The following is a 23,055-nucleotide window of genomic DNA, read 5'->3' on the forward strand; positions in this document are numbered from 1 at the left end:
GGGGACTGCGCCGGCGCACGAGGTCTCCGTGGGTCACGGAACCGGCGCCGGGCGTCTCGTTCGACTGTACCGGTGCGACGGATGTGGGACGTGCGGGTGCGGCGCCGAGGGGCCGTCAGGCGTTGCCGACCACCGTGTCGATCGTGACCTCGCCCGTGCCGAGGTCGTAGGTCGCGCCGACGACGGCCAGCCGGCCCTCGGCGATCGCGTCGGAGACGGCACCGGAGCGCTCGAGCACCTGGCGGAGCGTGGCCTCGAGGTGGGCGGCGCCGATCGCTTCTTGTGGGAGCTCGGCGTCGGTGGCACGGACCTTCTCGACGCTCGGGGCGATGGCGTCGACCAGGGCCTGCAGGTGCGGCGCGGGGACCGGCTCACCCGAGCGGGCCGCGGCGACGGCACCGCACCGGGTGTGGCGCAGGACGACGACGAGCGGGGTGCCGAGCGCGACGACCGCGAACTCGATCGACCCGAGCACGACGTCGTCGACGATCTGCCCGGCGTTGCGGATGGCGAAGAGGTCACCGATGCCCGCGTCGAACACGTGCTCGAACGGCACGCGCGAGTCGGAGCAGCCGAGGACGGTCGCGAACGGCGCCTGCGACCCCTGGAGCTCGGTGCGGCGGTCGGGGTCCGTGCGGCCCATGCGGCGCTTGTCGGCGGCGAAGCGGGCGTTGCCGTCGACGAGCAGGCGCAGGGCGTCGGACGGGGTGGAGGCGGCGCGGTCGGGCATGGGGCTCCTCGGATCGGGTCGGATCAGGTCGAGTGGTCGGGCGCCGGGGTGTCCGGCAGGATTCGTCCGGCGGTCGCTACTGGGAGAACTGCTTCGTCACGGCCGTGGCCACGGTGCGGTACGACGAGTCGTCGGCGGTGCCGGAGAGCACGATCGTGTTGGTGCCGAACGTGGACACGAGCGAGTACGCGTGGTTGCCGGCATCCGAGCCCTCGGCCCGTCGGTCGTACACGGTCCACTTCGTGCCGTCGATGACGCGAGTACCGGTCGACGGTCGCTGGTCGAGTTGGTTCGAGACCCACGAGCCGTTCGCGTCCACGCCCTGCTGCAGGCTGAGGTACTGCTTGTCCGGCGTCACGAACCCGACGGTCCAGACGTCGACGTCGTCCGAGGTCTTGTCGGAGAAGTCGGCCCGGTTCGACGTGAAGCCGCTCGGCAGGTCGGGGGCGGCGAGGATGATGTCGCCGACGTGGGCATCGGCCGCGATCTGCTGGTAGTCGACGGTGCGGTCGACCGTGGTGTTCGGCCGCACGACCACGGCGACGAGGAACAGCACGATGCCGAGCGACGCGATGAGCGCGATCACGAGGTTGAAGGCCGTCTGGTGCTGGCGGCGAGCGGTCCGTGCAGCGTCCTTGCGTGCCCAGGTCTCCTCTGCCGTCTCGGGTCGGCCGAGCTCGGCGACGATCGGGCGACCGTTCGCGTCGGTCATCGGGCGGAGCCGTCCTCGGCGCTGCTGGCCGCGCGGGCCGCGTCGAGCCGGGCCCGGGCACCGACGAGCCACTCTTCGCACCGGGCGGCCAGGGCCTCGCCGCGCTCCCAGAGCGACAGCGAGCGCTCGAGGGTCGCGGAGCCCTGTTCGAGCTCGCTCACGACACGCACGAGTTCGTCGCGGGCTGCTTCGTAGCTCAGCGACTGGACGTCGGTCTGCTCGGGTTCCTGCTGGGATGGCACGACTCGATCCTACCGAGGGTCCACCGACTGACCGACGTGCCCGCTGCGCCTGGGGAGAACACCGGCCGGTAGGGTCGCGCCATGACAGATCTCCCCGAGGGCGTGGACTGGTACCCGGCACCGGACGGACCGAGCGCGGAGCGCGACGGGCTGCCGGGCCGCCCCTCGCTCGCGGTCGTCCTGCCCGGGGGTGGGTACGGCATGCACGCCCCGCACGAGGGGGAGGGGTACGCCCGCTGGCTGAACGGGATCGGCATCGACGCGGTCGTGTTCGCGTACCCGCTCGCCCCGAACCGCCACCCGGACGCCGTGGTGGCGACCCGAGCGCTCGTCCGTGACCTGCGTGCCGGACGCTGGGCGGGCCTCCCGTCCGATCCGCGGATCGTCGTGATCGGTTCGTCGGCAGGCGGGCACCTGGCGGCCCTCGTGTCGAACGCACCAACGCCGGCCGAGCGCGCCGTGTCGGACGTCGACGACCGGCCCGACCTGACGGTGCTCTGCTACCCGGTGACGTCGATGACGGACCACCCGCACGTCGGCAGCTCCGACAACCTGCTCGGACCGGGCGCGAGCGTCCGCGAGCGGTCCGCGGTGGACGCGGACCTGCTCGTCGACGACCGGACCCCGCCGACCTTCCTGTGGCACACGGCCGAGGACGAGCACGTGCCGGTGACGCACTCGCTGTCCTACGCACACGCGCTGGCGCGGCACGGGGTGCCGTTCGACCTGCACGTGTTCGAGCGCGGGGTGCACGGCATCGGGCTCGCCGAGGGCCTCGGGCCGGCCGAGGCGTGGAGCACGCTGGCGACGACCTGGCTGCGCGACCGCGGCTGGTGACCAGGCCGTCGGCGACCCCGACGCGTCAGGCGGCCGGACCCGACCCGTCCGGACCCGGCCCGGCCGAACCCGACCCGGCCGAGCCAGACCCGTCCGGACCCGGCCCGTCCGGCTCGAGCGTTCCGGTCGCCGTCCCCGCGCCGAGCGTGACGTGCACCGGCGTCTGCCCGGTGAGGTCGTCGGACGACCGCACCACGCCGCCGTCGGCCCGCTGCACGATCGCGTAGCCGCGGCGCAGGGTGTCGCGCGGCGACAGTGCACGGAGCCTGGCGGTCAGGTGCCCGACCTCGGAGTGGCCCCGCTCGAGCCGACGATCGAGCAGCTCCCGCGACCGGGACAGGTCGCGGGCCACTTCCTCCGCGCGGGTGTCGACGAGCCACGCCGTCGACGCGAGCGCCGGGCGTGACCGGAGTGCTGCGATCCGGTCGGCCTCGACCGCGAGCGTCTGCGACAACCGCAGGCCGATGCGGGCGCGGGCCTGCCGGACGTTCGCGAGCTCCTCCGCGACGTCGGGCACGACGCGCTTGGCGGCGTCGGTGGGGGTGGAGGCACGGAGGTCCGCGACCTCGTCGAGGATGGGACGGTCGGCCTCGTGCCCGATGGCCGACACGATCGGTGTGCTCGCCGCTGCTGCTGCGCGGACGAGTCCTTCGTCGCTGAAGCCGAGCAGGTTCTGGAAGTCGCCGCCACCACGGGCGATGATGATGACGTCCACCGTCGGGTCGGCATCGAGCTCGAGGATCGCCGCCGTGACCTCGCCCACGGTCCGCTCGCCCTGCACGGCGGTGTGGACCGTGCGGAACTCGACCTGCGGCCACCGGAGCTGCGCGTTGCGCTTGACGTCCTTCTCGGCGTCGGAGTCCTTGCCGGTGATCAGGCCGATGCGGTGCGGCAGGAACGGCAGACGCTTCTTGCGTGCGGGGTCGAACAGCCCCTCTTCGCCCAGGGTCCGGCGCAGTCGTTCGAGCCGTTCGAGCAGGTCACCGAGGCCGACGTGCTTCATCTCGACGACCTGCATGGTCAGCGAGCCGCCCTTGACCCAGTAGTTCGGCTTGACCGCTGCGACGACCCGGTCGCCCTGCTTGATGTCCGCCGGCACCCGGGACCGCACGCTCGACCAGATCGAGAACGACACCGTCGCATCGACCTCGACGTCCTTGAGCTTGCCGTAGACGTTGCCGCCCGCGACGTTCCACTGCGTGATCTCGCCGTCGATCCACGCGGTGCCGAGCCGGTCGATCCAGTCGCGGAGCTTCGCGCCGAGGAGCGCGACCGGCCACGGGTTGTCGGCCGTCGGCGGGCCTTGCTCGATCGCCATGTCGCTCCTTCTCGTGCTGGACGTCCATCGTGCCCGACACCGGTGACAGCGGGCGAGCGGCGGGTTCTCCACCGACGGCGCTCGCGCCCAGGTCGCGTGCGTCCCGCTCACCTATCATCGGGGACGTGACGATCACCAACGGCCACACGGTCCCGCTCGCCCCACCGCGTGTGCACGCGGCGCGTGGGCGACTGCGTGACGAGCCGGTCGCCGGTCCGAAGAAGGTGCTGCTCGCGGCACCCCGCGGCTACTGCGCCGGGGTGGACCGAGCGGTGGTGGCGGTCGAGAAGGCGCTCGAGCAGTACGGCGAGCCCGTCTACGTCCGCAAGCAGATCGTCCACAACGTCCACGTCGTGTCGACCCTCGAGCAGCGGGGTGCGGTGTTCGTCGACGACGTCGCCGAGGTCCCGCGCGGTTCGCACGTCGTCTTCAGCGCCCACGGCGTCTCACCCGCCGTCGTGGCCGGTGCCGCCGACCGCGACCTGCACGCCATCGACGCCACCTGCCCCCTGGTCACCAAGGTCCACCGCGAGGCCACCCGGTTCGCCAAGGCCGAGCGGACCATCATCCTGATCGGACACACCGGCCACGAAGAGGTCGAGGGCACGATGGGCCACGCCCCCGAGCGCACGATCCTGGTCAACGGCCCGGACGGCGTCGCCGCGCTCGACGTCCCCGATCCCGACAACCTCGTCTGGTTGTCGCAGACCACGCTGAGCGTCGACGAGACGATGGAGACCGTCCGCCTGCTGCGCGAGAAGTACCCGACCATCCAGGATCCGCCGTCCGACGACATCTGCTACGCCACCCAGAACCGCCAGGTCGCGATCAAGAAGGTCGCCCCGGGCACCGACCTGGTGATCGTCGTCGGCTCCGCGAACTCGTCGAACAGCGTCCGTCTGGTCGAGGTCGCCCTGGAGCACGGGGCGAAGGCCGCGCACCGCGTCGACTACGCGGAAGAGATCCGCCAGGAGTGGCTCGACGGCGTCGCCACCGTCGGCGTCACGAGCGGCGCGTCCGTCCCCGAAGAGCTCGTCGCCGAGGTCCTCGAACAACTCGCCGACGCCGGGTACGGCGCCGTGGAAGAAGTCGTGACCGCACACGAAGACCTGATGTTCTCGCTCCCCAAGGAGCTCCGCACCGACGCGTCGGGCAACCCGACGCGCGCGCTCGGCGGGCGTCGGGCATGAGCGGCGCGGACGGCTGGGGCTCGGTGCCGCAGCGCGAGCCGGGTCACGTCGACGACACGGCAGCAGCCGGCCAGGAGGCCCGGGGCACGTCCCCGACGACGGCCGCCGGTGCCGTCAGCGGCCGGGTCCACGGCCGACCCGCCCCCGCGTACGGCGAGTACGCGCCCGAGGGATGGGTCAACCCGGTCCTGGTCGAACAGGAACGTCAGGAGCGCGAGCAGCAGGAGCGCGACCGCCGCCAGCAGGCGGCGAGCCAGGCCGGGCAGGACGGCGCGACCGCGTACCGGTCCGGTGCCGGTGCGCCGACCGGCACCGTGCCTCCAGGCCGACCCGGCGCAGCCGGCGACCCGACCACGGGCGGGCCGCAGCGGTCCGCGTCGACGAGCCGGTTCGGACGCACGCCCGCCGACTTCGTCCTGACGGTCGGGCTGCTCGCCTTCGGACTCATCTCCGTGGTGCAGTCCCTCGCGGTGACCAACGTCGCGTCGACGGTGCGTCGGACCCTCGAGACGCAGTACACGGCGCTGAACGACCCGAGTGCACTGAGCGGTGCCGCGATCATCGGGGCGATCACGAACGTCGTGGTCTTCGCGCTCGTGGCGTGGTGGTCGATCCGCCGGCTCCGGGCACGCAAGCGCACGTTCTGGGTGCCGATCGTCGGCGCGGTCGTGGCCACGTTCGTGAGCACCATCGCGTTCGTCGTCGTGGTGTTCCAGGACCCGCAGTTCGTCGAGTTCATGATGCGCCAGGCCGGCGCCTGACCCTCGGACCGCCAGACCGCCAGACCGCCTGACCGCTCGCGGCGCTGGCATCCGCGCGTCGAGTGGTCGCAACACGCCGCATGCCCGCCGTCGAGCGGTCACGAAGTGTCGTCCGGCGCCGGGGCCCCCGACAGTTCGTGACCACTCGGTCCTGCGCGCGCGGGGAGTCGCGACCACCCCGGCCCGCGAACGCCGGCCAGGGCTCAGCCGGCCGGGTCCAGCCGGCCAGGGCTCAGCCTGCCAGGAACGCCGCGACGGCGCCGTGGAGTGACGCCAGGTCCTCGACGTGCACGAGCTCGCGGATCGAGTGCATCGACAGCAGCCCGACGCCGATGTCGATCGTCGGGATCCCGAGCCGGGTCGCCGCGATCGGGCCGATGGTCGAGCCGCCGGGGATCGTGTTGACGTTGACGAACGGCTGCCACGGCACGCCGGCGGTCTCGCACGCGGCGGTCCAGACGGCCTCGCCCTTGGCCTCGGTCATGTAGCGCTGGTTCGCGCTGATCTTCAGCAGCGGACCGGCGCCGGGGCGCGGACGGTTCGTCGGGTCGTGCTTCTCCGGCTGGTTCGGGTGCACCAGGTGCCCGGCGTCGCTCGACAGCAGCCACGAGGCGCGGAACGCCCGAGCGGCCTCGGAGCGGGTGGCGCCGAGACCCTCCTGCACGCGGCCGAGGACGTCCTCGAGGAACGGGCCACCGGCACCGGACGGGGTCGAGGAGCCGATCTCCTCGTGGTCGAACGCCGCGAACACGGGGATGTGGTCACCGTCGGCCGGAGCGTCCACGATGCCGCGGAGTCCGGCGTGCACGCTCGTCAGGTTGTCCATCCGGCCCGACGCCAGGAACTCGCGCTCGATGCCGATGCGGGCGGGGGCCTGGGTGTCGGCGAGGAAGAGGTCCCACGACACGGCATCGTCTCCGAGGCGAGCGCGCAACCACTCCACGACCGAGGTCCCTCCGGCGTCGCCGTCCACCCCGACGATCGGCAGCGTGTGGCGTTGGCGGTCGATCTCCTTGCCGTCGTTCACCCCGCGGTCGAGGTGGATCGCGAGGTTCGGGATGCGGGCGACCGCGTCGGTGCTGACGAGCCGCACGCTGCCGTCGGCGTCGACGACCCGGCCGGCGATGCGCAGGTCGCGGTCGAACCACGTCGACAGGAGCGCGCCGCCGTAGACCTCGACGTTCAGCTGCTCCCACCCGCCGGTGCGGACTCCGGGGTTCGGCTTGATCCGGAACCCGGGGGAGTCGGTGTGTGCGCCGAGGATCCGGAACGGGGTCGTCGCCGGTGCACCCTCCGGCAGGCGCCACGCGATGACCGCACCGTCGCGGACCACGACGTACGCGCCGGGTTCGGTCGGCCAGGCGTCGAGCTCGGACAGCTCGGTGAACCCGGCTGCGACGAGGCGGTCGCGGGCGGCCGCTGCCGCGTGGAACGCGGTGGGCGACTCGGTGACGAACTGGGCGAACTCGGAGGCGATGGCGTCGACGGTCACCTGCCCATCGTGGCATGCGGTGGAGTCGACCGGACGCAGAACGGGGCACGTCCGTCGGACGCGCCCCGTTCCTCCTGGCAGTTGCTCCCGGTGTCAGCCCTTGGTGTGACCGGCGGAGCCGAGCACCTTCGCGGCCTCGCCCACGCGAGCCGCCATGGCGGACTCGGCGACCTTGCCCCAGGCGCGGGGGTCGTACTGCTTCTTGTTGCCGACCTCGCCGTCGATCTTCAGGACACCCTCGTAGTTCCGGAACATCGAGTCGGCGATCGAGCGCGTGAACGCGTACTGCGTGTCCGTGTCGATGTTCATCTTGATGACGCCGTTGCGGACGGCCTCGTGGATCTCGTCGTCGGTCGAGCCGGAGCCGCCGTGGAAGACGAGGTCGAGGGGGTTCTCGCCGGTGCCGTGCTTGGCCGCGACCGAGGCCTGGATCTCGCCGAGGAGCTCGGGGCGGAGCTTGACGTTGCCCGGCTTGTAGACGCCGTGCACGTTGCCGAAGGTGAGCGCGGCGATCCAGCGACCCTTGTCGCCCAGGCCGAGCGCGTCGACGACCTTCTCGACGTCGTTCGGGGTCGTGTACAGGGCGTCGTTCGTGCCCTCGTGCTCGACGCCGTCCTCTTCGCCGCCGACGACACCGATCTCGACCTCGAGGATCGCGTTGATGTTCCGCGTCTTCTCGAGCATGGTCTTCGCGATCTCGATGTTCTCGTCGAGCGGCACGGCCGAGCCGTCCCACATGTGCGACTGGAAGATCGGGTTGCGCCCGGCGCGGACCTCTTCCTCGCTCGCTGCGATGAGCGGCAGGACGAAGCCGTCGAGGGCGTCCTTCGGGCAGTGGTCGGTGTGCAGCGCGACCGTGATGTCGTAGTTCTTCGCGACCTCGTGGGCGAACTTCGCCATCGCGAGGGCACCGGCGGCACGGTTCTTGATCGTCTGGCCGGCGAAGTAGTCGGCACCGCCCGTCGTGACCTGGAGGATGCCGTCCGAGCCGGACTCCTGCAGGCCCTGGAGGACCGCGTTGATGGTCTGCGACGAGGACACGTTGACCGCGGGGTACGCGAACTTGCCCGCCTTCGCGCGTTCGATCATCTCGGCGTACTGTTCCGGCGTTGCGATGGGCACGTGGATCTCCTTCGACTTCGGTGATGTCCCCGCCGATCGTAGTCAGAAGCTCTGGAGGCGCGGTGCGGGTTACGCGGTCGGCTCGCGTCCGCCGTGCACATGCGTGCACGGGCCCGGTGTCCGGACCGCCGGTCGGCCGCCGGTCGGTAGGCTCGGGTCGTGACTCCCTCTACGGAAACCGGCTCCCTGTTCCTCCAGCCCGACCGCAACCTGGCCCTCGAGCTCGTGCGTGCGACGGAGGCCGCCGCGATCCGTGCGCAGCCGTGGGTCGGGCGTGGTGAGAAGAACCTCGCCGACGGCGCCGCGGTCGACGCGATGCGCAAGTTCCTCGGCACCGTGAACTTCGACGGCGTCGTCGTCATCGGTGAGGGCGAGAAGGACAACGCCCCGATGCTCTACAACGGCGAGCACGTCGGCAACGGCCACGGCCCGGCTTGCGACATCGCGGTCGACCCGATCGACGGCACCTCGCTCACCGCAGCCGGCCGTCAGAACGCCATCTCCGTCATGGCCGTCTCGGACCGCGGTTCGATGTACGACCCCTCCGCCGTGTTCTACATGGACAAGATCGCCGCCGGGCCCGAGGGCCGCGGGGTCCTGGACCTCGAGAAGCCGATCGGCGAGAACATCCGCGCGCTCGCGAAGGCCAAGGGCAAGGACCTCGAGGACATGGTCGTGGCCGTGCTCGACCGTCCCCGTCACGACGAGTTGATCCGTGCGATCCGTGCGACGGGCGCCGGGACGCGTCTGCTGCTCGACGGTGACGTCGCCGGTGGCATCGCCGCCGCGCTGCCCGGCTCGACGATCGACATGTGCGTCGGTGTCGGCGGCACCCCCGAGGGCATCATCACGGCGTGCGCGATCAAGGCGCTCGGCGGCGTGATCCTCGGCAAGCTGCAGCCGAAGGACGACGAGGAGCGCGAGCGCGCCATCGCCGCCGGCCACGACCTGGACAAGGTCCTCGACCAGGACGACCTGGTCACGGGTGACAACACGTTCTTCGTCGCCACCGGCGTCACCGACGGTGTCCTGGTCGACGGTGTCCGTCGCTCGCGCGGCGTCATCCACACCGACTCGCTCGTCCTGCGGTCCCGCTCGAACACCATCCGTCGCATCCAGGCGGACCACCGTGCGGAGAAGTGGTTCTGATCCCTGCGAGATCCTGATCGGCGCGAGTCATCGCTGAACCGTCGAGACCCGTCCGCACCACGTCGTCGCGTGGCGCGGGCGGGTTTTCCCGTGCACGGGACGAGAGCACACGATGATTCGAATCATCGGCATCTGTGACCCCTGATATGGTCACAACCGCACATCTGTGAAGAAGTGTGCGGAGATCGGACCTGGGGAGGAATGATGGGGCGGCCGTCGGGGTGGGATGTCGTCGATCAGGGTGATGACCCGGTCAAGGGGGATCCGTCGACGTTGCGGATGATGTCGCGGGAGTACCAGCGCATCTCCGACGCGGCCGATGACGCCTCGACCCGGCTGAAGTCCGTCAAAGGGTCCGGGTGGCTGACCGACTGGGAGGGTGAAGCCGCGGACGTGTTCGTCGACGCGATCGAGGACACCCCGTCGGACCTGACCAAGCTCGTCGACTCGTACGAACTCGCCGCAACGGCCCTGTCGGGGTGGGCGGACACGGTCGATGACACCCAGTACCGGGCTGATGGTGCGCTCGCGGACGCGAAGGACGCCTCCGGGGACCTCGCCGCGGCGCAGGACCGGCTCTCCGATGCGCAGTCGAACCTGTCGCACTACCAGTCGGCATCGTCCGACCTGTCGAAGGTCGCGGACGAGTACCCGGCCGGGTCCGAGGTGCCCGACGGGGTGGACGTGCCGTCACCGGCGCAGCTGCGGGCCGCGTCCGACAACGCCTCCGTCGCGCAGGGGTCCGTGTCGTCCGCGCAGGGCGACATCGCGGCGGCGCAGTCGCGGATCGATGCGGCGAAGCGGCTCGTCGCCGATGCGAAGGGTGACTGGCAGGACGCGGAGCAGCGGACCGCGACGAAGATCGGTGAAGCGGCCGACGCGGGGCTGGGGAAGCAGTCCACGTGGGACAAGATCTTCGGGTCCGAGGCATGGGAGACCATCGTCTCCATCGCGAAGGTCGTCGTCGCGGTCGGCGGGATCATCGCGATGATCATCCCGGGGCCGTGGACGTTGATCATCGCGGCGATCGCGCTTGTGGTGTTGGCGGACACGTTGTACAAGATGAGCAAGGGCACCGCCGACGGGTGGGACCTCGCGTGGGCCCTCGTCGACTGCGTCCCACTGGCAGGTGGCCTAGGGGTGACGGCTCGGGCGATGCGGATGGCGAGTAAGGGTGGACGGGCGACCTCGCTGTTGCACGTCGGTAGTCGATTCGCACGTGGACGTGATGTGATCGCGAAGCAGGTCAATGCCTTCAGTGCGACGTCCAAGCTGGGAAAGCTGTTCACGCCATTGCAGCGAGTCGTTCGGCCGTTCGAACCTGGTGCTGTTCGGTTCTCGCAGAAGTCTGTCTCCTTCAACAAGATCGACCGCACCACCGGTGAGCCGTACACCTACGACGACATCACAAACAGCATGCGCGACGGCGGTTGGCGCGGAGACCCGGTAGACGTGGTGGAGATGCCGGACGGCGTGAGCACCAGCATGGACAACACTCGGATCAGAGCCGCGCGGGAGACCGAAACGCCAGTGCAGGCGCGCGCACACGAACACCACGAACCGTTGACCGCAAGAGAGGTTGAACGCTTCACGAAGCGTGGCCACGCCGAGCCCAGAACGTGGGGCGAGGCCGCTGAGGTTCGGATGAAGTCGCAAGGCACGAATTGGTCGAAAGCGAATCCAGCTGGGTCTCACGACCTCCCGAAGCTCACCGGAGCACCACAGTGAGGGAACGTCGACTAACAACCGTCGAGGAACGGCAAGTCGAGGCGCGCTTGATCGCGCCCGAGGGATTCCAGTACCCCGAGCGCTTCCAACGTGCCCTTGCACAAGACCCGCTTCCCGACATCGATCCCTTCATGTGGACGTCTGAGTACGAGAGCCAGACAGAGAACTGGGCTGACATCGTTGGGGAGCAGTATCCGACCCGTTCCCTCGTGCCCTTCGCGAAGCACCAGGACACGGACGACGTGTTCTGTTTCGACGGTGGCGACCGTTCGGGCAACCCTCCTGTCCTGATCATCCACACGTTCGCTTCGCCCGGGACGGAGTACCGGGGTCAGTGGACGTCGTTCGACGTCTGGTGGGAGGAAATGGAGGAGCACCGAGCAGTGTGGCTCGCGGAGCAGGAAGAGGACTGAGGCATGCCCCGAAAGGACACGTCGATCAGCAAGGCGATGTCGCATGCGTTGCGGCACGAACCGGGTTCGTACGGGCTGGAGCTCGGCGCCGACGGGAGCGTCCCGCTCGCAGATCTCGCCGGGGCCTTGGCGCGGTCGGGCGTGGACGCAACGGTGGAGGACTTGCGCCGCATCGTCGCCGAGTCTGACAAGCAGCGCTTCGCGGTGGAGGGTGACCGGATCCGCGCACAGTACGGCCACTCGACCGACGAGCGCATCGTGAAGCCAGCGATCGTGCCGCGACCGGTGCTCTGGCACGCGACTTCTCCCGCGGCGGCTGAGTCGATCCTGCGCGATGGTCTCTTGCCCATGGGGCGCCAGTACGCGCATCTGACGACTGATCGAGAGCTGGCGATGCAAGCGGGTCGACGCAAGTCTCCCGCTCCCGTCCTGCTGCGGGTCGATGCGGATCGCGCGCACCGGGAAGGCGTCGAGTTCTCGGAAGGCCACGACCGAGTGACGCTGGCATTGTTCGTTCCCGCGCGGTACCTCTCGGAGAGATGAGAGGTCGATGCGATCGAGATGCTCACTCGTGGTGTTGGCCGATTCGGGACCCGGCGAGGACGTGGAAGGGCTGAACAGCATCATCTTATGAGCACCGCGACGGACAGTTCTGCTTTCTGGGATGCGATCATTGCGGACGATTCGCAGGCGATCGCGAGGATCGCTGCGGAAGGCTTCGAAGGGTCCTCAGCCTCCCGCGCTCATACCGACGCCCTCACGCCCCTCCACTTCGCCGCTCAGCACGGCGCGGTGCATGCGATACGGGCGCTCCTGGACCTCGGGGTGAAGGTGGATGCGCCGGACCGTTGGGGGACGACGCCGCTGCAGCTCGCAGTGGCGAACTCGGGCGGCGGCGGACTCGATCCGGTGAATCTCTTGCTCGATGCCGGAGCGGATCCCTTCTCAGTCAACGACCTGGGCGCGACCCCGTTGAGCTACGCTCGGATCCTCGCGGACGCACCCGCCGGACTCATCATCGTGCTGCAGCAGGATCGGATGCTCAAGAGCGATGAATCGGACGCATCAGTCGTGTTCGAGGCCGCGTCGCGTGGGTCGCTCATCGACATGCAATCGGCAATTCGAGCCGATCCGGGCGCGCTCAACTCTGCGGTAGCTGGAGAGACTCCGCTCCGGCTGCTCGTCCGACGTTCTCTCCCCGTACGACCGAATCGATCGAATCCACATCCGCTCGCGGTGGAGGACGCGGTGGCTGGCGCGAAGGGCATGCTGAGCGCCGGAGCGAAAGCTCGGCTGGTCGGTGCAGACGGCTTCACCGCTCAGGGGCTGGCGCGAGCGTTCCTGGCACCGAAGCCGTTGATCAAAGTGCTCGACCGAGCGGCGAAGGAGGAGCGGGGAAGACGCAATCAATGATCGGAAGGCATTGAGACGTCGCTGCGACGGCTCCGGATCGCTGCACGAACGGAGGTGACCGGCGCGGATCGACGCCGCGAGCGGACGGTCAGTCCTCGTCGACCGCCCCCACCAGCTCCGGCGCCGTGAGCAACCGCGGCTCGTCCTCGATCGACGCCGGGTCCGCGATCACCTTCGACTCGTCGAGCAGCGACAACCGCCGTGCACTCGGCAGCACCTGCCGCTCGAGCGACCCCACGAACCGGTTGTAGTCGACGACGGAGCCCCGGATCGAGCGGCCGAGCTTGTCGACGTGCCCCGCCATCGTGGACAGCCGGCCGTAGAGCTCGCGGGACACCTTGAAGAGCTCGTGGGCCTCTTGCGAGACGACGTCCTGCTGCCACGAGAACGCCACGGTCTTGAGCACGGACCACAGGGTCACGGGAGAGGCGAGGGCGATGCGCTTGCGGAAGGCGTGGTCGAGCAGGCCGGGGTCGGCGGCGAGGGCGCTCGAGATGAGCGACTCGGACGGGATGAAGGCGACGGTGAGCTCGGGGGAGGCGTCGTACCCAGTCCAGTACTCGCGCGCTGCCAGGGCGTCGACGTGCGCGCGGAGCGCCTTGACGTGCTGTCCGATGAGGGCGTCGCGGCGAGCCCCCTCGGCTCCGGTGGCGGTCGCCGGGATCTCGGCGGCCTGCAGGTAGGCGCTGAACGGCACCTTGGCGTCGACGGCGATGGTCTTGCCGCCGGGCAGGTGCACGACCATGTCGGGTCGGGCGGTGCCGGCTGAGGTGGTGACCGAGGACTGCACGTCGAAGTCGACCCGTTCGAGCAACCCGGCCGCCTCGACCACGTTGCGCAGCTGCGTCTCGCCCCACACGCCGCGGGTGCTGTTCGACGACAGGGCGCTGGCCAGGGTGTCGGCCGTGGCGCGCAGGCGTTCCTCGGACTCGGCGGCCGACCGGAGCTGGGCGGACAGGGCGCCGTACTGCTCGCTGCGGGACTGCTCGAGCTCGGCGATCTTCGTGCGCATGACGTCGAGGGTCTGGGCAACGGGGCTGAGGGCGGAGAGCACCTTCGACTCGTTCTGGTTCCGGGCCGAGTCCGCGCCGTGCATGCGCTGCACGAGGTGCTCGAGCTCGGCGGAGCGCCGCTCGAGGGAGTCGACCTGTCGGCGGTACTGGGCGTCCTGCGCGTCGAGGCGTTCCTCGGCGTCACGCCGGACCTCGTCGAGCCGCGTGCGGAGCGCCTCGGCGCTCGCGCGCGACGCGGCGGCGTCGACGCCGGCGCGCGACCGCGCGAGCGACCAGGCGACGACCGCACCGACGGCGATGCCGATCACGAGACCGATGACCAGGGCGAGGATCTGCATGTCGTGACCTTGGCAGGACCCACCGACACCGGGCCTCCCGGCACACCGACGCCGGGCGTCCCGGCACACCGACGCGGCCACGCGCCCGGCGGGACCAGCCCCGAAAACCATGTCATGACATTAGGGCAAACACGGTGTACAGTCGTGAACGTCCGCCGATGAAGCCGCACGGAAGGTCCACCACGTCGCATGACGAACCCCGCTCCCCACGCCTACGACGTGATCACGATGGGACGCGTCAGCGTCGACATCTACCCGCAGCAGACCGGCCCACTCGAAGACGTCACGACGTTCTCGAAGTCCGTCGGCGGCAGCGCGACCAACGTCGCCATCGCCGCAGCGCGCCACGGTGCCGACGCCGCGGTCATCACCCGCACCGGCAACGACCCCTTCGGCCGGTACATCGCCCGCACCCTGCCGGAGTTCGGCGTCGCGAACGCCTTCGTCGAGACGGTCGAGGGGCTGAACACCCCCGTCGCGTTCTGCGAGATCTTCCCGCCGGACGACTTCCCGCTGTACTTCTACCGTGCCCCGAAGGCGCCGGACCTGATGATCACGGCGAAGTCGCTGCCGCTGCACGAGATCGAGCGGGCGAAGATCTTCTGGACCACGGTGACCGGCCTGAGCGAAGAGCCGAGCCGGCAGGCACACCACGTCGCGTACGAAGCGCGCACAGCCGCGCAGAACAGCACGAAGAACCACACCGTCTTGGACCTGGACTACCGCTCGATGTTCTGGTCGAGCCCCGAGGCCGCGACGCGCGAGGTCGCCGTCGCCCTCGAACACGCCACGGTCGCCGTCGGCAACCGCGAGGAGTGCGAGGTCGCCGTCGGTGAGACCGATCCGGTCCGTGCCGCCGACGCCCTGCTCGAGCGCGGCGTCGAGATCGCCATCGTCAAGCAGGGTCCCAAGGGCGTGTTGGCGAAGACCCGCGACGAGTTCGTCGAGTTCCGTCCGCACCACATCGACGTCGTGAACGGGCTCGGCTCCGGCGACGGCTTCGGCGGCGCGCTCACCCACGGCCTGCTGCAGGGCTGGAGCCTCGAGCGGATCCTCGCGTTCTGCAACGCCGCCGGTGCCATCGTCGCGACGCGGTTCGAGTGCTCGACCGCGATGCCGACGAGCGACGAGATCGAGCAGTTCCTGACCGACAACCCCGCCGAGGGCATGACGCACACGGGGGCGACCAACACCGAGGAGAAGACCCATGCCTGAGATCAGCCCCGCTGACTTCCAGCGCCTCCGGGACATCCGCGCCGGACAGCCCGAACTGGTGCGGTCCGTGCTCGACGCGCGGCACAAGCGCTCCCTGCTCGCCGACGACGGCAAGCTCTTCATCGTCGCCGCCGACCACCCGGCACGCGGTGCCCTCGCGGTCCGGAACGACGAGTCCGCCATGGCCGACCGCTACGACCTGCTCGAGCGGCTCGTCACGGCGCTCGGGCGCCCCGGGGTCGACGGGGTGCTCGGGACGCCCGACATCCTCGAGGACCTGGCACTGCTCGGCGCCCTCGACGGCAAGGTCGTCGTCGGGTCGATGAACCGCGGCGGGCTGCGCGGCGCGACGTTCGAGATGGACGACCGCTACACCGCGTACTCGGCGCAGGCCATCAAGGACTCCGGACTCGACTTCGCCAAGCTCCTGGTGCGCATCGCCCTCGAGGACGCGGGCACGGCCCCGACGCTCGAGGCCACGGCCCGCGCCGTCAGCGAGGCCGCCGCACTCCAGCTGCCGATCATGCTCGAACCGTTCATGTCTGCGTGGCAGGACGGCCGGGTCGTGAACGACCTGACCGCCGACGCCGTCATCACCTCGATGGCGATCGCCGCGGGCCTGGGGGAGTCCAGCGCCTACAGCTGGCTGAAGATCCCGGTCGTCGACGACATGGAGCGGGTGATGGCGGCGACGACGCTGCCGACGCTCCTGCTCGGTGGCGACCCGTCGAGCAAGCCGCTCGAGACGTACGCCAAGTGGGCTGACGCGCTGGCCCTGCCCGGCGTGCGCGGCCTGGTCGTCGGCCGGACCCTGCTCTACCCGCCGGACGGCGACGTCGCCACCGCGGTCGACGTGGCCGCCGGCCTCGTCCACACCGGGAGCGCCGGCACCGCGAACGCCGGCACCACGCACGAACAAGCCACCACACTCGAAGGAAGCAACGCATGACCACCACGGAGATAGCCACCACCACCGTCGGCCACTGGATCGGCGGCAAGCACGTCGAGTCCGCGTCGGGCAACAGCGCCCCCGTGTACGACCCGGCCCTGGGCGTCGCGACGAAGCAGGTCGCCCTGGCGAACGAGGACGAGATCCAGGCCGCCATCGCGAGCGCCAAGGCGGCGTTCCCGGCGTGGAGCAACCTGTCGCTCACCAGGCGCCAGCAGATCCTGTTCTCGTTCCGCGAGATCCTGAACCGCGACAAGGGCGAGCTCGCCGAGATCATCACGAGCGAGCACGGCAAGGTCATCGACGACGCCCTGGGTGAGATCGCCCGTGGGCAGGAGGTCGTGGAGCTCGCGACGAACATCCCGAGCCTGCTCAAGGGCGAGTTCTCCGACCAGGTCTCGACCGGCATCGACGTGTACTCGATCCGGCAGCCGCTCGGCGTCGTGGGCATCATCAGCCCCTTCAACTTCCCGGCGATGGTGCCGCTGTGGTTCCTGCCGATCGCGATCGCCGCGGGCAACACCGTCGTGCTGAAGCCGTCCGAGAAGGACCCGAGCGCCGCCATCTGGCTCGCCGAGAAGTTCTCCGAGGCCGGTCTGCCCGACGGTGTCTTCAACGTCCTCAACGGCGACAAGCTGAGCGTCGACGGTCTGCTCACGAGCCCCGACGTCGAGTCGATCTCGTTCGTCGGTTCCACGCCGATCGCACAGTACGTCTACGAGACGGGCACGAAGCACGGCAAGCGCGTGCAGGCCCTGGGCGGCGCGAAGAACCACATGCTGGTGCTGCCGGACGCCGACCTCGACCTGGTCGCGGACAACGCCATCAACGCGGGCTTCGGCTCCGCCGGTGAGCGCTGCATGGCGATCTCGGTCGTCGTCGCCGTCGAGCCGGTGGCCGACGAGCTCATCGAGAAGATCAAGGACCGCGCGGCCACCCTGCGCATCGGCGACGGTCGTCGCGGATGCGACATGGGCCCGCTCGTCACGAAGCAGCACCGTGACAAGGTCGCCTCGTACATCGAGGTCGCAGAGCAGGACGGTGCGGTGGTTGTGGTGGACGGCCGCACCGTCCGACCCGACGGCGACGAGAACGGCTTCTGGCTGGGCCCGACGCTGATCGACCAGGTCCCCACCACGAGCCGCGTCTACACCGAGGAGATCTTCGGCCCGGTGCTGAGCGTCGTCCGGGTCGCCACGTACGAAGAGGGCCTCGAGCTCATCAACTCGGGTGCGTACGGCAACGGGACCGCCATCTTCACCAACGACGGCGGCGCTGCCCGTCGCTTCCAGCGCGACGTGCAGGTCGGCATGATCGGCATCAACGTCCCGATCCCCGTGCCGGTCGCGTACTTCTCGTTCGGCGGCTGGAAGAACTCGCTGTTCGGTGACCACAAGGCGTACGGTGCCGACGGCGTGAGCTTCTTCACCCGCCAGAAGGCGATCACGAGCCGCTGGCTCGACCCGTCGCACGGCGGCATCAACCTCGGCTTCCCGTCGAACAACTGAGCCGCAGCATGGCGAACGAACAGCACGAGCACGACCAGTGGTTCATCCCGAAGGGGAGCCGGCCGGAGGCCGGCTGGACCGACGTCGTCGACGGCCGCATCGCAGGATGGGCGCACACCGGGCTCCGGACCGGCACCCTGACGGACGGTGACCCGACCGGCACGCGCGAGTTGCGCCTCCCGGCCGACGCCGTGGAGCGCATCGTCGTGCCGCTCGCCGGGTCGTTCCACGTGACCTACGCGGGCGCCGCCGGGGACGGCGAGCAGACCCTGCAGGGGCGCGCGAACGTCTTCGAGGGCCCCACCGACGTCCTGTACCTCGGGTCCGGCACCGCGGCGACGATCACCGGCGCGGGCCGGTTCGCGGTCGCCGAGGCGCCCACCGACACCGTCAAGGCGACCACGTACGTGGCCCGGCAGGACGTGCCGGTGGAGCTCCGCGGTGCCGGGCAGTCCAGCCGCCAGGTGCACAACTTCGGCACCCCGGCGGCCCTCGACGCGGACAAGTTCATCGTGTGCGAGGTGATCACGCCGGCCGGCAACTGGTCGTCGTACCCGCCGCACAAGCACGACACGAACGTGCCGGGCGAGGAGTCGAACCTCGAGGAGATCTACTACTACGAGTCCGCGGTCGCACGCGGCCTCTCCGCTCCGGCCACCGCCGACCCGTTCGCACTGCACCGCACGTACGCATCGGACGACCGTCCGATCGACGAGTTCCGCGAAGTGCGCACCGGCGACGTCGCGCTGGTGCCGCACGGCTGGCACGGTCCCGCCGTCGCCGCCCCCGGCTACGACATGTACTACCTCAACGTGATGGCCGGGCCCGACCCGGAGCGCGTCTGGAACATCACCGACGACCCGGCCCACGGCTGGGTCCGCCAGGCCTGGGCGAGCGAGCAGCTCGACCCGCGCCTGCCCTACGAAAGGAAGCACGCGTGACCACCAACACGCGCCGGATGACCGTCGGCCAGGCACTCGTCGAGTTCCTGGCCAACCAGTGGACCGTCGACGGCGACGTCCGCGAACGCACCATCCCGGGGATCTTCGGCATCTTCGGGCACGGCAACGTCGCCGGCGTCGGACAGGCCATCAAGCAGCTCCACGTCGAACAGCCCGGCCTGCTGCCGTACCACCAGGCGCGCAACGAGCAGGCGATGGTGCACGAGGCCGTCGGCTTCGCCCGCATGCACCGCCGCCGTGCGACCTTCGCCGCGACGGCGTCGGTCGGCCCGGGCGCCGCGAACATGCTCACCGCCGCTGCGCTCGCGACGACGAACCGCCTGCCCGCTCTGCTGCTGCCGTCGGACACGTTCGCGACACGGACCACCGACCCGGTGCTCCAGCAGATCGAGCTGCCGCACGACACCTCGATCCAGGTGACGGACGCGTTCCGTCCGCTGTCGCGCTACTTCGACCGCGTCGAGCGCCCCGAGCAGCTGTTCTCGATCGCGCTCGCCGCGATGCGCGTGCTCACCGACCCGGCCGAGACCGGCGCCGTGACGATCGCCCTGCCCGAGGACGTGCAGGCCGAGGAGTTCGACGTCCCCGTCGCGTTCCTGCAGCCGCGCGAGTGGCACATCCGTCGGCCGCTGCCCGAGCACGGGCCGCTGGCGCGTGCGGTCGCCGCGATCCGGGGCGCGCAGCGTCCGGTGATCGTCGCGGGCGGTGGCGTGCTGTACTCCGGCGCGGAGCACGAGCTCGCGGCCTTCGTCGAGGCGACCGGCATCCCGGTCGGTACCTCGCAGGCCGGCGGCGGCTCGCTCGTCTGGGACCACCCGCAGTACCTCGGTGGCATCGGCGCGACCGGCACGGCCGCCGCGAACGCGGTCGCCGCGCAGGCGGACGTCGTGATCGGGATCGGCACGCGCTACAGCGACTTCACGACCGCGTCGCGGACCGCGTTCCAGAACCCGGACGTCACGTTCGTGAACGTCAACGTGGCCGCGTTCGACGCGTACAAGCACGGTTCGCAGCTGCCGCTGATCGCGGATGCCCGGGAGGCCCTGGTCGCGTTGACCGCGGCGCTCGCGTCGTCCGGGTCGTCACCCGCAGAGCCCGCGTTCGTCGTCGACGCCACCTACGCTGCGGAGATCGCGTCGCTGAAGGCGGCGTGGGACGCAGCCGTCGACGGCGCGTTCGCGCCGTCCGGCGCAGACCTGCCCGGTCAGCCGGAGATCATCGGCGCCGTGCAGTCGGTGTCCGACCCGCGCGACGTCGTCATCCAGGCGGCCGGCTCGCTGCCCGGCGACCTGCACAAGCTCTGGCGCGTGCAGGACGCCCTCGGCTACCACGTCGAGTACGCGTTCTCGTGCATGGGCTACGAGATCGCCGGCGGCATCGGCGTCCGTCGTGGCGCCCCGGACCGCGACGCGATCGTCATGGTCGGCGACGGCAGCTACCTCATGCTGCACACCGAGCTCGTCACCGCCGTGGCCGAGGGCATCAAGATCATCGTCGTGCTCATCCAGAACCACGGGTACGCGTCGATCGGGCACCTGTCCGAGACCGTCGGGTCCGAGCGCTACGGCACGAAGTACCGCTACCTGGACGAGACCCAGTCGTTCGACAACGGCGACCCGCTGCCGGTCGACCTCGCGGCGAACGCGCGGTCGTACGGCGTCGACGTGATCGAGGTCCAGCCCGGCCCGGACAGCATCGAGGACCTCAAGGCCGCGGTGCGCCAGGCGAAGGCGAACGACCACACCACCCTCGTGCACATCAACTCGGACCCGCTGGTCTACGCCCCCGAGGGCGACGGCTGGTGGGACGTGCCGGTGGCGCAGACCTCGACGCTGTCGAGCACGCAGACCGCCCGCGCCGAGTACGAGCAGCAGGTCGCCGCACAGCGCCCGCTGCTCGGCTGAGCACCCCCGTCCACCACACGCACCACACCCAGAAAGCAGACGACGACGTCATGACCGACACCGCCACCGCCACCGACGCCATCCGGATCGGCACCGCCCCCGACTCGTGGGGCGTCTGGTTCCCCGACGACCCCAACCAGGTGCCGTGGAAGCGCTTCCTCGACGAAGCGGCCGCAGCCGGGTACGAGTGGATCGAGCTCGGACCGTACGGCTACCTGCCGACCGACCCGTCGCAGCTGTCGGACGAGCTCGAGTCGCGCGGGCTGAAGCTGTCCGCCGGAACGGTGTTCACCGGGTTCCACAAGGGTGAGGACCAGTTCCAGCGTGCCTGGGACCAGGCCGTGGCGGTCGCGGGTCTGGCGGCGAAGCTCGGCGCCCAGCACCTCGTGACGATCCCGGACCTGTGGCGCTCGGACGCCACAGAGGAAGTCCTCGAGTCGCGCACCCTGACCGACGAGCAGTGGGACCGCCTCGGCAAGGGCCACGACCAGCTCGGCAAGGCGCTGCTCGAGGAGTACGGCGTCCACCAGCAGTTCCACACCCACGCGGACAGCCACGTCGGCACCTACAAGGAGACCGTGCGGTTCCTGTCGGAGACTGATCCGGCGTACACGAACCTCTGCCTCGACACCGGGCACTTCGCGTACTACGGCGGCGACAACCTCAAGCTCATCGCCGCGCACCCGGAGCGCATCGGGTACCTGCACCTCAAGCAGGTGGACACCGACCTGCTCTTCGACGTGCTGAAGAACGACGTCCCGTTCGCCACCGCCGTGTCGCAGGGGATCATGACCGAGCCGCCGCACGGCACCCCGGAGCTCGGCCCGATCATCGAGGCCGTCGCGAAGATCAACCCGGACGTCTTCGGCATCGTCGAGCAGGACATGTACGGCTGCTCGGTCGACGCCCCCGGCCCGATCGCCGAGCGCACCTTCCAGCACATCCTCGGTTCCACGTCCGCCGCCCGCGTGTCCTGACCGGCCCCAGCAGCCGTCCACGCAGCGTCATCTACCCCAGGAGCACCGCCATGAGCACCACTGACAACCTCCGCGTCGCCGTCGTCGGCGCGGGCGCCATGGGCAGCGACCACATCCGTCGCATCACCTCGACCATCGCCGGCGCGGACGTCGTCGCGATCGTCGACCCCGACACCGGCCGCGCGACCGCCGCCGCGGCGAAGGCGCCCGGCGCGATCACCGCGGCATCGTTCGAGGAGGCGCTCGACGCCACCCCGATCGACGCCGTCATCGTCGCGACGCCCGGCTTCCTGCACGAGCCGGTCCTGGTGCCGGCGATCGAGCGCGGTCTCGCCGTCCTGTGCGAGAAGCCGCTGACGACCTCGGCCGAGGACTCGTTGCGGATCGTCGAGCTCGAGCAGGCGACGTCCGACCGTCCGAAGATCCAGGTCGGCTTCATGCGCCGCTTCGACAAGGGCTACCAGGAGCTGCGCGCGCTGCGCGAGTCCGGAGCCAACGGGGCCCTGCTCGCGCTGCACCACGCGCACCGCAACCCGACCACGCCGCCGAACTTCAGCGAGTCGATGCTCATCCACGACTCGGTGATCCACGAGATCGACATCATCCCGTTCATCACGGGCGAGGCGATCACGAGCGTCGAGGTCAAGAAGCCCCGCAAGAACTCGCTCGCCCCGGCCGACCTGCCCGAGCCGCAGTTCGTGCTGTTCACCACCGAGTCCGGCACCATGGCGATCGTCGAGATCAACGTGAACGCCCAGTTCGGCTACCAGGTCACGACCGACGCGGTGTTCGAGTCCGGTGTCGCGTACATCGGTCGCGAGACCTCGCTCAACCTCGTGTCGCAGGGCGTCTCCGGCCAGGGCGTCACCCCGTCGTTCGTCGAGCGCTTCGGTGCCGCGTACGACGAAGAGGTGCAGCGCTGGGTCGACGCCGCGCGCACCGGTGGCATCGACGGTCCGAGCGCCTGGGACGGCTACACGGCGTCGGTGGTCGCCGAGGTCGCCGTGCGCGCGCAGCAGTCCGGTGCGCTCGAGCCGATCACGTACGCCACCGCGAAGCCCGCGTTCTACGAGACGGCCTGA

At 70.2% G+C, this 23,055-nt stretch carries 22 protein-coding genes; 15 read left to right on the plus strand and 7 right to left on the minus strand.

What is annotated here, in order from left to right; translation table 11 throughout:
- Window positions 1–115: 115 nt before the first annotated feature.
- From ACIPV1_RS10090 to ACIPV1_RS10100, 3 genes are all read right to left on the minus strand, one after another.
- Window positions 116–730, minus strand: coding sequence for a carbonic anhydrase (locus ACIPV1_RS10090; protein WP_111084807.1), 615 nt, complete (start codon window positions 728–730; stop codon window positions 116–118).
- Between the two features lie 76 nt (window positions 731–806).
- A complete protein-coding gene (locus tag ACIPV1_RS10095; RefSeq protein ID WP_402726294.1) occupies window positions 807–1,442 on the minus strand; it encodes a DUF4245 domain-containing protein in 636 nt (211 codons plus the stop codon).
- On the minus strand, window positions 1,439–1,684 hold the full coding sequence (locus ACIPV1_RS10100; protein WP_111084805.1) for an exodeoxyribonuclease VII small subunit: 246 nt from the start codon (window positions 1,682–1,684) through the stop codon (window positions 1,439–1,441). The genes ACIPV1_RS10095 and ACIPV1_RS10100 overlap by 4 nt, the downstream gene beginning before the upstream one ends.
- Window positions 1,685–1,765: 81 nt before the next feature.
- On the opposite strand from ACIPV1_RS10100, the gene ACIPV1_RS10105 reads away from it, so the two are divergent.
- Window positions 1,766–2,521 (plus strand): alpha/beta hydrolase, encoded by a 756-nt coding sequence (locus tag ACIPV1_RS10105; RefSeq protein WP_402726295.1) that lies wholly within the window; start codon window positions 1,766–1,768, stop codon window positions 2,519–2,521.
- A gap of 25 nt (window positions 2,522–2,546) precedes the next feature.
- Here the strand turns inward: ACIPV1_RS10105 and xseA are convergent, their stop codons facing one another.
- On the minus strand, window positions 2,547–3,839 hold the full coding sequence (gene xseA, locus ACIPV1_RS10110) for an exodeoxyribonuclease VII large subunit (protein ID WP_402726296.1): 1,293 nt from the start codon (window positions 3,837–3,839) through the stop codon (window positions 2,547–2,549).
- Window positions 3,840–3,964: 125 nt separating this feature from the next.
- Between xseA and ACIPV1_RS10115 the strand changes: the two genes are divergently transcribed.
- Entirely contained in the window at window positions 3,965–5,029 is a 1,065-nt protein-coding gene (locus tag ACIPV1_RS10115) for a 4-hydroxy-3-methylbut-2-enyl diphosphate reductase (RefSeq protein ID WP_402726297.1), read from the plus strand.
- Window positions 5,026–5,790 (plus strand): DUF6264 family protein, encoded by a 765-nt coding sequence (locus ACIPV1_RS10120; protein ID WP_402726298.1) that lies wholly within the window; start codon window positions 5,026–5,028, stop codon window positions 5,788–5,790. Before ACIPV1_RS10115 ends, ACIPV1_RS10120 begins: the two co-directional genes overlap by 4 nt.
- A 232-nt stretch (window positions 5,791–6,022) precedes the next feature.
- Here ACIPV1_RS10120 and ACIPV1_RS10125 read toward each other — a convergent pair whose 3' ends face one another.
- Both ACIPV1_RS10125 and fbaA read right to left on the minus strand, forming a co-directional pair.
- Window positions 6,023–7,282, minus strand: coding sequence for a M18 family aminopeptidase (locus ACIPV1_RS10125; protein WP_123939030.1), 1,260 nt, complete (start codon window positions 7,280–7,282; stop codon window positions 6,023–6,025).
- 93 nt (window positions 7,283–7,375) lie between these two features.
- Window positions 7,376–8,404, minus strand: coding sequence for a class II fructose-bisphosphate aldolase (fbaA, locus tag ACIPV1_RS10130; protein WP_123294161.1), 1,029 nt, complete (start codon window positions 8,402–8,404; stop codon window positions 7,376–7,378).
- A gap of 159 nt (window positions 8,405–8,563) precedes the next feature.
- Here fbaA and glpX point away from each other — a divergent pair, with 159 nt between their 5' ends.
- The 5 genes from glpX (at window position 8,564) to ACIPV1_RS10155 (ending at window position 13,107) form a co-directional block, all read left to right on the plus strand.
- Complete coding sequence (gene glpX, locus ACIPV1_RS10135) at window positions 8,564–9,553, plus strand: class II fructose-bisphosphatase (protein ID WP_111084799.1); 990 nt, start codon at window positions 8,564–8,566, stop codon at window positions 9,551–9,553.
- 204 nt (window positions 9,554–9,757) lie between these two features.
- Window positions 9,758–11,281, plus strand: a complete 1,524-nt coding sequence (locus ACIPV1_RS10140) for a putative T7SS-secreted protein (RefSeq protein WP_402726299.1) — start codon at window positions 9,758–9,760, stop codon at window positions 11,279–11,281.
- A gap of 47 nt (window positions 11,282–11,328) precedes the next feature.
- Window positions 11,329–11,694, plus strand: a complete 366-nt coding sequence (locus ACIPV1_RS10145) for an SMI1/KNR4 family protein (RefSeq protein ID WP_131878246.1) — start codon at window positions 11,329–11,331, stop codon at window positions 11,692–11,694.
- Between the two features lie 3 nt (window positions 11,695–11,697).
- Window positions 11,698–12,237, plus strand: a complete 540-nt coding sequence (locus ACIPV1_RS10150; RefSeq protein WP_131921565.1) for an RNA 2'-phosphotransferase — start codon at window positions 11,698–11,700, stop codon at window positions 12,235–12,237.
- An 87-nt stretch (window positions 12,238–12,324) separates the two neighbouring features.
- Window positions 12,325–13,107, plus strand: a complete 783-nt coding sequence (locus tag ACIPV1_RS10155; protein WP_402726300.1) for an ankyrin repeat domain-containing protein — start codon at window positions 12,325–12,327, stop codon at window positions 13,105–13,107.
- An 88-nt stretch (window positions 13,108–13,195) separates the two neighbouring features.
- Here ACIPV1_RS10155 and ACIPV1_RS10160 read toward each other — a convergent pair whose 3' ends face one another.
- The gene (locus ACIPV1_RS10160) at window positions 13,196–14,458 is read right to left on the minus strand and encodes a DNA recombination protein RmuC (RefSeq protein ID WP_402726301.1); all 1,263 of its coding nucleotides are present in this window, start codon (window positions 14,456–14,458) and stop codon (window positions 13,196–13,198) included.
- Between the two features lie 189 nt (window positions 14,459–14,647).
- On the opposite strand from ACIPV1_RS10160, the gene iolC reads away from it, so the two are divergent.
- Genes iolC through ACIPV1_RS10195 form a run of 7 tightly spaced genes read left to right on the plus strand, consistent with a single transcriptional unit; the run spans window position 14,648 to window position 23,055 of the window.
- Entirely contained in the window at window positions 14,648–15,673 is a 1,026-nt protein-coding gene (iolC, locus tag ACIPV1_RS10165) for a 5-dehydro-2-deoxygluconokinase (RefSeq protein WP_402726302.1), read from the plus strand.
- Entirely contained in the window at window positions 15,666–16,622 is a 957-nt protein-coding gene (locus tag ACIPV1_RS10170; RefSeq protein WP_200849152.1) for a class I fructose-bisphosphate aldolase, read from the plus strand. Before iolC ends, ACIPV1_RS10170 begins: the two co-directional genes overlap by 8 nt.
- Window positions 16,619–18,130 (plus strand): CoA-acylating methylmalonate-semialdehyde dehydrogenase, encoded by a 1,512-nt coding sequence (locus tag ACIPV1_RS10175; RefSeq protein WP_402726303.1) that lies wholly within the window; start codon window positions 16,619–16,621, stop codon window positions 18,128–18,130. The genes ACIPV1_RS10170 and ACIPV1_RS10175 overlap by 4 nt, the downstream gene beginning before the upstream one ends.
- An 8-nt stretch (window positions 18,131–18,138) precedes the next feature.
- Entirely contained in the window at window positions 18,139–19,071 is a 933-nt protein-coding gene (iolB, locus tag ACIPV1_RS10180) for a 5-deoxy-glucuronate isomerase (protein ID WP_402726304.1), read from the plus strand.
- A 17-nt stretch (window positions 19,072–19,088) separates the two neighbouring features.
- On the plus strand, window positions 19,089–20,996 hold the full coding sequence (gene iolD, locus ACIPV1_RS10185) for a 3D-(3,5/4)-trihydroxycyclohexane-1,2-dione acylhydrolase (decyclizing) (RefSeq protein WP_402726465.1): 1,908 nt from the start codon (window positions 19,089–19,091) through the stop codon (window positions 20,994–20,996).
- A gap of 50 nt (window positions 20,997–21,046) precedes the next feature.
- Window positions 21,047–21,973 carry a sugar phosphate isomerase/epimerase family protein gene (locus tag ACIPV1_RS10190; RefSeq protein ID WP_402726305.1) on the plus strand — a complete coding sequence of 309 codons (927 nt, stop codon included), beginning with the start codon at window positions 21,047–21,049 and terminating at the stop codon, window positions 21,971–21,973.
- A gap of 50 nt (window positions 21,974–22,023) precedes the next feature.
- Entirely contained in the window at window positions 22,024–23,055 is a 1,032-nt protein-coding gene (locus tag ACIPV1_RS10195) for a Gfo/Idh/MocA family protein (protein ID WP_123294146.1), read from the plus strand.

Origin of the sequence: Curtobacterium sp. NPDC089991, from assembly GCF_044748425.1 — a bacterium.
In the GTDB taxonomy this organism is placed as follows: domain Bacteria; phylum Actinomycetota; class Actinomycetes; order Actinomycetales; family Microbacteriaceae; genus Curtobacterium.

What these genes read in the sequence shown, in the direction of transcription:
- ACIPV1_RS10175 (WP_402726303.1), top strand. Translation starts at nt 16,619, where the DNA reads ATGACCACCACGGAGATAGCCACCACCACCGTCGGCCACTGGATCGGC.
- ACIPV1_RS10190 (WP_402726305.1), top strand. Translation starts at nt 21,047, where the DNA reads ATGACCGACACCGCCACCGCCACCGACGCCATCCGGATCGGCACCGCC.
- ACIPV1_RS10090 (WP_111084807.1), bottom strand. Translation starts at nt 730, where the DNA reads ATGCCCGACCGCGCCGCCTCCACCCCGTCCGACGCCCTGCGCCTGCTC.
- ACIPV1_RS10120 (WP_402726298.1), top strand. Translation starts at nt 5,026, where the DNA reads ATGAGCGGCGCGGACGGCTGGGGCTCGGTGCCGCAGCGCGAGCCGGGT.
- ACIPV1_RS10150 (WP_131921565.1), top strand. Translation starts at nt 11,698, where the DNA reads ATGCCCCGAAAGGACACGTCGATCAGCAAGGCGATGTCGCATGCGTTG.
- ACIPV1_RS10170 (WP_200849152.1), top strand. Translation starts at nt 15,666, where the DNA reads ATGCCTGAGATCAGCCCCGCTGACTTCCAGCGCCTCCGGGACATCCGC.
- iolB (WP_402726304.1), top strand. Translation starts at nt 18,139, where the DNA reads ATGGCGAACGAACAGCACGAGCACGACCAGTGGTTCATCCCGAAGGGG.
- iolD (WP_402726465.1), top strand. Translation starts at nt 19,089, where the DNA reads ATGACCGTCGGCCAGGCACTCGTCGAGTTCCTGGCCAACCAGTGGACC.
- ACIPV1_RS10160 (WP_402726301.1), bottom strand. Translation starts at nt 14,458, where the DNA reads ATGCAGATCCTCGCCCTGGTCATCGGTCTCGTGATCGGCATCGCCGTC.
- ACIPV1_RS10155 (WP_402726300.1), top strand. Translation starts at nt 12,325, where the DNA reads ATGAGCACCGCGACGGACAGTTCTGCTTTCTGGGATGCGATCATTGCG.
- iolC (WP_402726302.1), top strand. Translation starts at nt 14,648, where the DNA reads ATGACGAACCCCGCTCCCCACGCCTACGACGTGATCACGATGGGACGC.
- ACIPV1_RS10195 (WP_123294146.1), top strand. Translation starts at nt 22,024, where the DNA reads ATGAGCACCACTGACAACCTCCGCGTCGCCGTCGTCGGCGCGGGCGCC.
- ACIPV1_RS10140 (WP_402726299.1), top strand. Translation starts at nt 9,758, where the DNA reads ATGGGGCGGCCGTCGGGGTGGGATGTCGTCGATCAGGGTGATGACCCG.
- ACIPV1_RS10095 (WP_402726294.1), bottom strand. Translation starts at nt 1,442, where the DNA reads ATGACCGACGCGAACGGTCGCCCGATCGTCGCCGAGCTCGGCCGACCC.
- xseA (WP_402726296.1), bottom strand. Translation starts at nt 3,839, where the DNA reads ATGGCGATCGAGCAAGGCCCGCCGACGGCCGACAACCCGTGGCCGGTC.
- ACIPV1_RS10105 (WP_402726295.1), top strand. Translation starts at nt 1,766, where the DNA reads ATGACAGATCTCCCCGAGGGCGTGGACTGGTACCCGGCACCGGACGGA.